An 11789-nucleotide genomic window follows, 5' to 3' on the forward strand; every position below is an offset into this window, starting at 1 on the left:
CATGGGTATCTTCGTACGCTTAATTTTATTGATCGCCTTAATCGCGGCGGCGATGCACTTCTTCAAACGAATAGGTAAACACCCTGCGCCCTCCAAACAGGCAGAATCGCCTGAAATCGCAGCCGAGCCCATGGTCCGCTGCGCCCACTGCGGCGTCCATTTGCCCCGTGACCGTGCGTTGAGCCTGGAATCGAACGCGGGGAAACAGTGGTACTGCAGCCAGACACACCTGGAACAAGGCCCAGGCTCTCGTGACCGCTGAGACACTCTCACTGAGCGGCAATCAGGCCCAGCGTATCCTGCGGCTTTATCACCTTTATCGTTTGGTCATCGGCATCACGCTGGTCCTGATGATCTCCAGCAATCTGGATGATGACCTGCTGGAGCTGGCCAACCCGATCCTGTTCAGGACAGGTTGCTGGCTGTATCTGGTTTTCAATATCCTGGTCGTCGTGCTGCTGGACAGACCGAACAATGCTGTACAGACATTCAGCTTGGCGCTGGCCGATGTCGTGATGCTTTCGGCGTTGTTTTACGCAGGCGGTGGCGCACCCAGCGGCATCGGCAACCTGCTGATTGCATCGGTCGCCATCAGCAACATATTGCTGCGAGGGCGCACTGGGTTGTTGATTGCCGCGGTTGCAGCCATCGGCATCATTTACCTGACCTTCTATCTCAGCTTCAATCGACCGTCGGCGTACAACCACTATCTCCAGGCTGGCTCGCTGGGCGCCATGTGCTTTGCCGCCGCGTTATTGGTACAGGCATTGACCCATCGCCTGCACCTTAGCGAGTCGCTGGCAAAAGAACGCGCGGCAGATGTCGACAACCTCGAAGAACTCAACGCGTTGATCCTGCAACGCATGCGCACCGGCATTCTGGTGCTCGACGCCCAACGCAAGGTGCTGCTGGCCAATCACGGCGCCCTGACCCTACTGGGCCAGGAACACCTGATCGGCAAAACCATCGACGACTATTGCCCACCGCTGGTCGACCGGCTACAGCAATGGCAGATCAACCCGATGTTGCGTCCGCAGAGTGTGGCGACGTCCCTCGGACCGGTGCTGCAACCGAGCTTCATCGCCCTCAATCGCGACGAACGGCGTCACACCCTGATCTTTCTCGAGGACCTGTCGCAGATATCCCAACAGGCCCAGCAACTCAAGCTCGCCGCATTAGGCCGCCTGACCGCCGGTATCGCCCACGAAATTCGTAATCCACTGGGCGCCATCAGCCATGCCGCCCAACTGCTCAAAGAATCAGAGGACCTGACGGCGCCTGACCTGCGCCTGGGTCAGATCATCCACGATCAATCCCGGCGGATGAATCTGGTGATTGAAAACGTCCTGCAACTGTCTCGCCGACGCCAGGCCGAACCGCAGCGGCTCGATGTCAGGCACTGGCTGGAGCCGTTTCTCAGCGATTTTCGCAGTGCCGCCACGACCAACCAGCAGTTGCATGTCGACATTGGCATTGGGACCCTGACGACGCGCATGGACCCCGAGCAACTGACGCAGGTGCTGACCAACTTGCTGCAGAACGCATTACGGTATAGCGCCAAGGTCAATGAACAGGCGCAGGTCTGGCTAAAACTGTGTCACGATCCGATCAGCGACTTGCCGATCCTGGAAGTGCTCGATGACGGCCCAGGCGTGGCCAGCGAGCATCTGACAAAGATTTTCGAACCCTTCTTCACCACGGAAAACAAAGGCACCGGGCTGGGCCTTTATATTTCCCGCGAGCTGTGCGAAAGCAATCAAGCACATCTGGATTACAGTCCCCGGGAAGGTGGCGGGAGCTGTTTCCGCATCACCTTCGCCCATCCGCTCAAACTGAGTTGAACATGAGCACACGGCAAAAAATCCTGATCGTCGACGATGAACCGGATATCCGCGAACTTCTGGAGATCACGCTGGGGCGGATGAAGCTCGACACCCGCAGCGCGCGCAACGTCAAAGAAGCGCGTGACTGGCTGCTGCGCGAGCCTTTCGACCTGTGCCTGACGGACATGCGCATGCCCGATGGCAATGGCCTGGAGCTGGTGCAGCACATCCAGCAACGTCATCCGCAGGTGCCAGTGGCGATGATTACAGCGTATGGCAGCCTCGACACCGCTATCAATGCACTAAAAGCCGGGGCCTTCGACTTTTTGACTAAACCGGTGGACCTCACCCTACTCCGCGAACTGGTGACCAGCGCCCTGCGCCTGCACCCCCCGACCACAACTGACAGCAGCAGCATCGACAACCGCTTGCTGGGCAACTCGCCGCCCATGCGTGCACTGCGCAACCAGATCAGCAAACTGGCCCGCAGTCAGGCTCCGATCTACATCAGTGGCGAATCGGGCAGCGGCAAAGAGCTAGTGGCACGCTTGATTCACGAGCAAGGTCCGCGCATCAGCCAACCCTTTATTCCGGTCAACTGCGGCGCCATTCCTTCTGAACTCATGGAAAGCGAGTTCTTCGGCCATCGTAAAGGTAGCTTCAGCGGTGCGGTCGAGGACAAGCCCGGATTGTTTCAGGCTGCCAACGGCGGGACGCTGTTCCTTGATGAAGTCGCAGACCTGCCGTTGGCCATGCAGGTCAAGTTACTGCGCGTGATCCAGGAAAAAGCCGTGCGCTGCGTGGGTGGACAGCAAGAGTTGGTGGTGGACGTGCGCATTCTCTGCGCGACCCACAAAGACCTGAGCGCCGAAGTCGCTGCCGGGCGTTTCCGCCAGGATTTGTATTACCGCCTGAACGTCATCGAACTGCGCGTACCGTCCTTGCGCGAGCGCCGGGAAGACATCGGCCAACTCGCCGATAACGTCCTCCGACGCCTGTCCGACGGCTCGGGACAGCCTGAGGCGAAGCTCAACGCACACGCGCTGGATACCCTGAAAAACTATCGATTCCCAGGCAATGTGCGCGAGCTTGAAAACATACTCGAACGCGCCTACACCCTGTGCGACAACGACCAGATCGACGCCAGCGACCTGCGCCTGGCCGACTCACCCGGCGCCCACGACCCCGACGGCCCCAACCTGGCCGAGATCGACAACCTGGAAGACTACCTGGAAAGCGTCGAACGCAAACTCATCCTCCAGGCCCTGGAAGAAACCCGCTGGAACCGCACCGCCGCCGCCCAACGCCTGAACCTGACGTTTCGGTCCATGCGCTATCGGCTGAAAAAGTTGGGGCTGGATTGACGGATACCACGCGGTCACGGCGCAAACTGGGTCCCTGTAGGGGCTGCCGAAGGCTGCGATTGGCCGCCAAACGGCAGCTCCCCTAATTAACATAAAGGTCGTTCCGACCTTATCGCAGCCTTCGGCAGCGCCTACATGAGGCAGCCAAGCATCTCAGCCCACCAATCTTCCATCCGGCGCATACGGCGCGGCATCGATAATCGGCTTGCGCTCGGACAACAGGTCCGCCAGCAGTTGGCAAGACGCTGGCGCCAGCACCAGGCCGTTGCGGAAATGCCCGCAGTTCAGCCACAACCCGTCAAAGCCAGGCACAGGCCCGATATAGGGGATGCCTTCAGGCGAGCCAGGCCGCAGCCCGGCCCAATGCCCCACAACCTCGGCGTCCGCCAGCGCAGGGATCAGCTCAACGGCCGAGGCCTTCAGGCTCTCCAATGCGCTGTCCGTGGTGGTTTTGTCGAAGCCCTCATATTCCAGCGTGCTGCCGACCAGTATGTGCCCGTCACGTCGCGGAATCGCGTAGCGACCCTTGGCAAGGATCATCCGCGGCAGGAAGTCCGAGGCGCACTTGTACAGGATCATCTGGCCCTTGACCGGCTCGACCGGCAGCTCCAGGCCAAGGGTCTTCAGCAGTTCACCACTCCAGGCACCCGCCGCCAGCACCACGCGATCCCCGAGCACATCACCGGCCGCCGTGCGGACGCCAAGCACCTTGTCGCCCTCGCGGATAAAGCCACTGACTTCACACTGCTCATGAAGCGTGACGTTGGGCAGCGCCAGCAACGCCGCTTTCAGCGATTTCACCAAGCGGGGGTTACGCACATTGGCGACGTTAGCCATGTAGATAGCGCGAGAATATCCCTCGCCCAGCACCGGCACCGCAGCGTAAGCCGCCGAAATATCCACCGCACTCAACGGCCGGTTCTCCCGAACCGCCCACTCCAGCGCTTCTTTTTCATCATCCAGATCGAGCCAATACAGACCGGTCGTGTGCACCTCGGGATCGATGTCCGTGGCCGCAAACAAACGCTCGGCCAATTGCGGATAAAAATCCTGCGACCAATGCGCCAATGCGGTCACCGCCGGGCTATAGCGCCAAGGGTAAAGCGGCGAAACAATACCGCCACCGGCCCAAGACGATTCCTGACCGACATCGGCACGATCAAGCAAAACAACGCTTTCCACCTCGGCTGCCAGAGTAAACGCGGTCAACAGACCGATCACCCCACCGCCGACGATTACTACTTGCTGCTTGGACATCTTGGACTCGATGTAAAAAGGAAAAGGTTAACGGCTCCAGCACAGCAGGGTCGTAGCCCCACTCGTCAGGTTAAGATTGCTGCGCGCACCGGTATTGTTGATAACAAAACTGCCACATTTGTCGCCGTTCATCATCGCAGCTGCGACCGGGGCAGCGGTCAGCGTGAAATCTTGTGCGTTGCGGACAGCGGCAACAGTGTAATAAGTGTTTCCTGCGGAGATCACGAGGGCTGCTGCAGGCGGACCGGTGACATCGGAATATTGCCCATTACGCGAATAAAATCGCTCAAGATTCTGTGCCTGTTCGGAGAGCAATCCGGCGATTTCTGAGCGATGGGTTTTCTTCACGTACTCCGTGTAGCTGGGGTAGGCGATAGCCGCCAGAATGCCGACTATCGCCACGACGATCATGAGTTCTATCAGGGTGAAGCCCTTACTCTGCCTTCGCATAAAGCCTCTTGATTACTGAATTTGTCGCCACATGACGCGCCGATTGAAAACACCGCCAAGCTCCGTCTGTGGCGTTGGAAGCATCAGGTTTTGAGTGCCCGATGAGTTGCTGACAGCTCCCGACAGGTTAGGCACCCCCCCACTGAACATGATGCCACTGGTAATCGAGTCACTGCTATCAACCACTCGATCACCCGTGGTATCCAGCACAGCATAATTGAGCATGGCGCCACTGACTGCATCGATATCCACGAATCGCCCTGAACCTGAGCTTGAACAGGGGTCCGCTGTATCGATGATCGCAGTGGTGAAGAACAACCTGCCAAAGCTTAATTGAGCCTGATAGAGCACCCGCTCACCGGCCAAAACACCACTCACCACCAACGGTAGGTAGAACCCTTTCTGGGTTGTGTAGTCCACCGGGGTCTGGCTGGTGGTGAAGTACTGACTGCCCGTCACTGTGGCCCCTGTAAACGACTGAGCTTGAAGTTGGCTTTCGCCATAGCGGGCACTGGCACCATCGTTGTCCAAGACCGCGTAGAAAGCCTGGCGAGCCGTGCTGGTTTTATCGGCGACCTCACTGAGTTTCCCAGTCCCGAAATACACAAGGTACCCAAGAGAAGGCAGGTTACCAATCACCGGCTGGGCCGTAATCGGTTGACTCGTACCTCCCGGCGCGATGAACAACGGCGTGTTGGAGAACGAGATCCCGCTGGCTGGCGCACTACTGGTAAAGTCGAACTTCCACATCTGGCCTTTCAAGTCACCACCATAAGCGTACTGCACTACGCTCTGGGCATTGACCCGCAACTTCACCGAGCTCAGGCCATTACCGCCAGTGCTATCGACAATGATTTTCCTGATCAGCGAACCGTCGCGGATATCCACCACATATAACGCCGCTACGCCGGTACTACTGCCATAACCGTTACCAATGAACGCCGCCCAGCGTCCGTCTGCTAGCTGCGCAACTTCAGGCTTGGCATAGGCATAACCCAAGTCATTAAAATCATTGGCTGTATTGGCGATATCGGGAGCACGAATCTCCCACAATGCGCTGATCGAGTTGCCAGCAGTGCCATCGTATAGTTGAATCGCATAGAACGCCTTGCCGCCAGCCCCTACGCCGCCTATAGCGAGGGTTTTCCAGGCGGTACCGAGCTGAGCATCGACAATAGATATCTGGCCGTCGGCGAGGAACTTGTGGGTCACACCATTGATGTAGGCGGGGTCTGCGACATAATGCAAATTGTTCAGCACGCTCGACGGCATATAGGCGTAACGTCGAGTGCCGTTGCTGGGGTCGATCACATTGACCAAACCGTCGTTGGCATTGACCACCAGACTCGGGCTCATGCCTACAACTTTCTTATCCAGGAAAGCCGAATAACTGGTATCACCGGTGCTGTCCGAGGCGGTGGCGTCGCTCGGAGACGCATACATAAGCCGTGAGTTGATAATATCGCCCAACAGCACCGTACGCACTTTGAAGCCACTCTTGTTAGTGCCCTTGCTCCACTCGATCAAGTCGCTGCCGTTAGTCCCCGTCGGTAAATTGAGGGTGGCTTGCTGGGCAATAGAGAAGTTGCTGTAGGCCAAGGTAATTGCGGCATTGGAGGTGGTATTCCACGACTGATAGGTCGGACTGATGCCTGGGACAATCGTCGTGTCGGTCGTCCAGCTAGGCGTTGTACTGACCGAACCATCGGTGTTGAAGTTGAATGCCTTGATCGTGCCACGCCAATCAGCGGAGTCATAAACCGACGTGTAGGTCTGGGAGGTGCTGGACAAGTTCGACGAACTGACTGCCCCGCCGCCACCCGAGCCCGCCTTGGAGGTGATGTCGTTCAACGCTGAAGAAAGCGCCGCGTTCAAACCTGCGCTGTCAGTGGCTTGATAGTAAGTGCCATGTCCATAACGCGCCGCATCAGACAGCATTTGGTTTGCTGCCGTAAAACCTACCGTGTAGGTAGACAGGTTCTGCGTGGGGTAATCCACCGAATCCCAGCTCTTCCCGGCAGCATCATTGCCGGTGGAGCGCAGGTCAATGTCATACGCGAACTTGGCAATGTCATCCAGGTACAGCGTGTCACCTTCATTATCGCCACTCAGATTAGCGCCGTCATTCGCACTATTACCGTCCCAGTTGGGCAGCCTGCTTCCGCCCAACGGATCGTTGGTTGGAAACGTGCGGTCATAGGTCGGTAGGCCGTCGGTGATTACCACTCCGTAGTTTTTCTGGCAGCGATATTGAATGGGGCTGGTATAGGTACTCGGTGTCGAATTGTAATAGGGCGTCATGCCACGGAAGTAACGAGTGATCTCGTAGTAGGTTTCGGCCAATGGCGTGTTGGCGATAGCACCCAAGCCTTTGATCGCGGAGATCAGTGCATTGTAGTTGGTATCTGCCTGGGTTTGAGTGACAGAGCCGGTGACCACCGACAAGTCACTGATTGACCGGGAGATATTACCGCCTGGGCCCGAATCACTATAGTTGGGTGGATTGAAGGTAGCCAGACCAATACGCAAGTTGCGGTTGCTGGTGACGAGCGCAGAGGACACGTTACGTGCAACGTTGATCCGGTAGTCATTGGGGATCGAACCGTCTGTGTAGTCTTTCGTCAAGGTGGTCATCAACCCAATCAGATAGGCAATGTACCGTGTTGAAATACGAGTGTTACCACTGCCCACTGGGTCCGGCAGCTTGAGGCAGTACACGCTGGCGCTACCGCTAATCGATAGTTTAAATCCGTCATAACCCGTCGTGCAGGTACCCTGATTCAAGGTACTGAGGAATTGGTTTTCACTGGTCATGTCCAGCGCGACGAGGCTGCTGCAGTTGCTGTTCGAACTGCAGTTATAGACTTGTGTTTGAGTCGCAGTCTGATCAAAGCCTGTCGCCCGAATCAGGTTATTCATACTTCCTGAGTTATCCACTAACAGAATCACGTTTGGCGCCACTGCCCCCGCGCTCAGCAGCGGCGAGTCCGAGGGGCTGAACGCATAGGCGGGAGTGGCCAGGAACAGACCTAAAAACACGCCAGTAAGAAAATAACCGAATCGCGACCGAGACACGTTAAGCCCCACTTCTTTTCTTGACATAAATACTCTCAAGTACGGTCCGCGAATTGCCTTGAATGCCCACGCCGGTTAGCCGGAAAAAGGTCCAATGAGTATTAACGTCCAAGCCCCCCGTGTAGATGTTGGCTGGCGCTCCTACCGTCGTCCCCACTGATTGTATTGAGTAAAAGCCATGGCCCGTCGCCACCCAGGTCACCCCTGAAACGCTGCTTGCTCCCGCTGCCACAACAGTATTCGAGTCCGAGGGTGGTACACACAAGGGGGGGACGCATACGGCTTTGGCGTAAGTACTGACTTGCACCAGCGTTTCGGCCATGCGCAAGGCAGACTCGGCGAACTGGAATGATTCGTTGCGCAGCTTCACGCTCCCGGACATTTTTTCTTGCAGGGTGGCATTCTGCATTGACGAGATACCAATCAGGGTCAATAGCAGCAAAAACACCAAACTGACCACCAGCGCCATGCCCTGCTCCCCCCCATTGAGTCGGACAGGGATGCGATCAAAATTTTTCATATTGAACCCCTTACCTGAGCCTGTTACGCAAGGCAGCCACTACGTTGAACGTCTGATTCCTGACCTTGTTGGTCGGGTCGGTCAGTGTCATGGTCAGTCGCACACTGCGGATCAATGCGGGATTGCTCGGGTTGGTGGAGTAACTGGTCGCCACTGTGTCCGATGCCGAATTGGCGATACCGAAAGAAACGCTGAAGGCACTGACATTGTTCACCAGTGCCGATTGATTACTGGTCGGACCGAGAAATATCTGGTTGTTCTTGTAGGTGTAAACCAGCTTCCTGATTGGTATTGCTATCTGGCCACTAACCGGAGCTTTAACGCCAGTGTAGGCGGTGGAAGAGGTCAGGCAATCCGAGACAATGCTCCAGGTTGGAGCGCCGCCATTTGAGCCAACGTCAGCCGTGACCAAAGTCAAAATCTGATTGGCATTGTCCCAGCTGATCGGGGTCAAGGATGCAGCTGCAAAATCATTGGCGGTACTTGAGTCCTTTATCGTCGACGACGACAAACAGCCGAACATGCCTACCATACGAATTTCCTGGAGCATTTTGCTGAAGACGAAACGCGCATCCTCCTGCATGCCGGCTGAGACAGTCTGATTTACAAAAGTGGTTTTGGTCGACAGGAATATTTGCGTGATACCCAGCACAACGATCAACCCGAGAGTCAGGGCCACCATAATTTCAATCAGGCCAAAGCCCTTGGACAGTTTCTTCATAACCCGCTCCACACGGTCGAGGCAGCACTGACCAAGGTGAATGTTTGCAGGGTACCGACAACATTGGCCGCCCGTGAGTCATTCCAAGTGATGGTGATGGTGACTACACCGGCCGCTACGGAAATAGACCCGTCCGCCCCAGTGCCAGCGAAGTTTTTCACATTGGTAGCAAAGTCGAACCAGTCCTGGTTTCGTATTGCGCCACTGGTGAACGACGTCGGGGCCGAGGCCAGAGACGCTAGCGCATAGTCCGCTGCGGGATTCGAACAGGGGTTTTGCAGAGCGTTCGAACATGGATTGGCACGAATCCGATCCATCATGTCGTATGCAATGAAACTCGCCTGACTGCTCATCGTCGAACTGTCGGTATATTTCAAAGAATTGAGTTGCAGTGCCGCGGCTCCGAGCAGTCCGATAGCCAGAATTAGCACCGAGACCAGCACTTCAATCAGGCCGATCCCGGTCTGGGTGCGCCTATTCCCATAAACCATTAACAACTTCCGCCCAAAACGATTCGTCCATTCAAGCAAACATTCACTGTTTTGCTGATCGTACCTAACAAGTAGGCAATTGCCAGATTAGCCCCTGGCGCAGCCTGACCACCCAAGTTATTGAAGTCGATAACGGCAGGGCTGTTAGGGACAGTCAGCGTCGCGCCGCTAGTCATGGCCGGCACGATACGCAAGGCTTTGGTGGTGTCCGAAACGAGGAAGACACTCAACTCGGTATTCCATGCAGAGCCTGAGACACTCGGCGTGATGCGAGTACTTACCCCACGATTGATCGCCTCCAGCCGCGCATAGTTGAGTGCGCGCTGCAAGTCGCTGACCTCGGTATCGGCCTTTGAACTCTGGATCGAACTCTGAAAGCTCGGCACAGCAATCGCCGCCAGTATCCCGATGAGCGACACAGTGACTAACAATTCAATCAGGCTAAAGCCCTTGGAGCGGTGGCGCATTAGGTGTCTCCTTGAGGACCTGACTATAAGGCAGCACTGCGACGCGAAAATCTACAGCTAGATGTAAGGTTATTTAACAGGGATGAATGCCCGGATGACGCTCGACACCCCATTTCCAGGAAGGAAGCCACCACATGAAGCAAGCAGGTTTTAGCCTCGTCCAACTACTGACAGGCATCACGCTGATCGCGATTGTCGCCCAGTTTGCCGTTCCGGGGTTTGTTCAGTTGATTGAAGCCCAGCGTCGTGATGACGCAGCCCGGCAGTTGGCCAGCGGAATGCGTTCAGCGCGCACCGAAGCGATCATGCGCAATCAAGTGGTGTTGATCCACGCGATAGACGATGACTGGAGTCTGGGCTGGAGGATTATTGTCGACCACAACGGTGCCGGCGCGGGAGACGACAGTAACCCGGTGCTGGTGGAGCGGGCGAGCAGTGGAAAAATCCCGATTGTCGGCAATGCCCCGGTGAAGCGTTTCGTGCGGTTCAACGGCTTGGGGGCACCGCTGCATGCCAGTGGCGGCTTTTTGGCCGGGACGCTTCATGTTTGCGACGCGAAACAATCCACCAGTGACTACCAGGTGGTGCTATCGAAAACCGGGCGGGTCAGTCTCAGAAACAACAAAACCGAAAACAAGCTTTGCCGCCCGGTATAAGCCTCAAAGCAACGACTTCACCCGCAGTTCCTTGGGCATTGAGAACGTGACGTTCTCTTCGCGGCCAACCAGCTCATCAGCGCCGGTTGCACCCCAGGCGTGTAGCTGCTGAATCACGCCGCGCACCAGCACTTCCGGGGCCGAGGCGCCAGCGGTGATGCCGATCCGCGCTACCCCGTCAAACCAGCTGCGTTGCAGGTCTTCCGCGCCGTCGATCAGGTAGGCCGGAGTGGACATGCGTTCCGCCAGCTCGCGCAGGCGGTTGGAGTTGGAGCTGTTCGGGCTACCGACCACTAACACCACGTCGCATTCATCGGCCAGTTGCTTGACCGCGTCCTGGCGGTTTTGCGTGGCGTAGCAGATGTCGTCCTTGCGTGGACCGCCAATGCTCGGGAAGCGCGTGCGCAGGGCATCAATGACGCGACTGGTGTCGTCCATGGACAGCGTCGTCTGGGTCACGAACGCCAGGCTTTCCGGGTTGCGCACCTGCAGGTTGACGACGTCTTCTTCGTCTTCGACCAGGTAGATCATCCCGCCATTGCTGACGTCGTATTGGCCCATGGTGCCTTCGACTTCAGGGTGTCCGGCATGGCCGATCAGAATGCACTCGCGACCGTCACGGCTGTAGCGTGCAACTTCGATGTGCACTTTGGTCACCAGCGGGCACGTGGCGTCGAACACTTTCAAGCCACGACCAGAGGCCTCGGTGCGCACGGCCTGGGACACGCCGTGGGCGCTGAAAATCACGATGACGTCGTCCGGCACCTGATCCAGCTCTTCGACGAAGATCGCGCCACGTGCGCGCAGGTCTTCGACGACGAATTTGTTGTGAACCACTTCATGGCGCACGTAAATCGGCGGGCCAAACACTTCAAGGGCGCGATTGACGATTTCGATCGCACGGTCAACACCCGCGCAGAAGCCGCGTGGGTTGGCGAGTTTGATTTGCATGCGGTGCCTCGTGT

The 11789-nt window shown here is 57.0% G+C and carries 11 protein-coding genes and 1 pseudogene; 4 read left to right on the forward strand and 8 right to left on the reverse strand.

The window, feature by feature from the left end:
* Position 1 precedes the first annotated feature (1 nt).
* The 3 genes from RGU44_RS15860 to RGU44_RS15870 are packed head-to-tail and all read left to right on the forward strand — an operon-like array spanning position 2 to position 3187.
* The gene (locus RGU44_RS15860) at positions 2–262 is read left to right on the forward strand and encodes a PP0621 family protein (RefSeq protein ID WP_322182870.1); all 261 of its coding nucleotides are present in this window, start codon (positions 2–4) and stop codon (positions 260–262) included.
* Positions 252–1841, forward strand: coding sequence for a sensor histidine kinase (locus tag RGU44_RS15865; protein WP_322218022.1), 1590 nt, complete (start codon positions 252–254; stop codon positions 1839–1841). Before RGU44_RS15860 ends, RGU44_RS15865 begins: the two co-directional genes overlap by 11 nt.
* A 2-nt stretch (positions 1842–1843) precedes the next feature.
* Entirely contained in the window at positions 1844–3187 is a 1344-nt protein-coding gene (locus tag RGU44_RS15870; protein ID WP_322218024.1) for a sigma-54 dependent transcriptional regulator, read from the forward strand.
* A gap of 153 nt (positions 3188–3340) precedes the next feature.
* Here the strand turns inward: RGU44_RS15870 and thiO are convergent, their stop codons facing one another.
* Genes thiO through RGU44_RS15905 form a run of 7 tightly spaced genes read right to left on the reverse strand, consistent with a single transcriptional unit; the run spans position 3341 to position 10168 of the window.
* On the reverse strand, positions 3341–4444 hold the full coding sequence (thiO, locus tag RGU44_RS15875; RefSeq protein ID WP_322218027.1) for a glycine oxidase ThiO: 1104 nt from the start codon (positions 4442–4444) through the stop codon (positions 3341–3343).
* Between the two features lie 27 nt (positions 4445–4471).
* Positions 4472–4894: a type IV pilin protein gene (locus RGU44_RS15880; RefSeq protein ID WP_322218030.1), complete on the reverse strand. Its 423-nt coding sequence runs from the start codon at positions 4892–4894 to the stop codon at positions 4472–4474.
* Positions 4895–4906: 12 nt separating this feature from the next.
* On the reverse strand, positions 4907–7996 hold the full coding sequence (locus RGU44_RS15885) for a pilus assembly protein (RefSeq protein ID WP_322218033.1): 3090 nt from the start codon (positions 7994–7996) through the stop codon (positions 4907–4909).
* Positions 7971–8489: a pilus assembly PilX family protein gene (locus RGU44_RS15890; RefSeq protein ID WP_322181997.1), complete on the reverse strand. Its 519-nt coding sequence runs from the start codon at positions 8487–8489 to the stop codon at positions 7971–7973. Before RGU44_RS15890 ends, RGU44_RS15885 begins: the two co-directional genes overlap by 26 nt.
* A gap of 10 nt (positions 8490–8499) precedes the next feature.
* Entirely contained in the window at positions 8500–9210 is a 711-nt protein-coding gene (locus RGU44_RS15895; protein ID WP_322218036.1) for a PilW family protein, read from the reverse strand.
* On the reverse strand, positions 9207–9701 hold the full coding sequence (pilV, locus tag RGU44_RS15900) for a type IV pilus modification protein PilV (RefSeq protein ID WP_322182001.1): 495 nt from the start codon (positions 9699–9701) through the stop codon (positions 9207–9209). Before pilV ends, RGU44_RS15895 begins: the two co-directional genes overlap by 4 nt.
* Positions 9701–10168 carry a GspH/FimT family pseudopilin gene (locus RGU44_RS15905; protein WP_322182003.1) on the reverse strand — a complete coding sequence of 156 codons (468 nt, stop codon included), beginning with the start codon at positions 10166–10168 and terminating at the stop codon, positions 9701–9703. Before RGU44_RS15905 ends, pilV begins: the two co-directional genes overlap by 1 nt.
* A 134-nt stretch (positions 10169–10302) precedes the next feature.
* On the opposite strand from RGU44_RS15905, the pseudogene RGU44_RS15910 reads away from it, so the two are divergent.
* Positions 10303–10874: pseudogene (locus tag RGU44_RS15910) on the forward strand (GspH/FimT family pseudopilin).
* Here RGU44_RS15910 and ispH read toward each other — a convergent pair.
* Positions 10828–11775, reverse strand: a complete 948-nt coding sequence (gene ispH / locus RGU44_RS15915; protein ID WP_322182007.1) for a 4-hydroxy-3-methylbut-2-enyl diphosphate reductase — start codon at positions 11773–11775, stop codon at positions 10828–10830. The pseudogene RGU44_RS15910 and the gene ispH sit on opposite strands and share 47 nt — an antisense overlap.
* Between the last annotated feature and the right edge of the window lie 14 nt (positions 11776–11789).

The sequence above is a fragment of the Pseudomonas sp. 5C2 genome (assembly GCF_034314155.1).
Taxonomy (GTDB): domain Bacteria; phylum Pseudomonadota; class Gammaproteobacteria; order Pseudomonadales; family Pseudomonadaceae; genus Aquipseudomonas.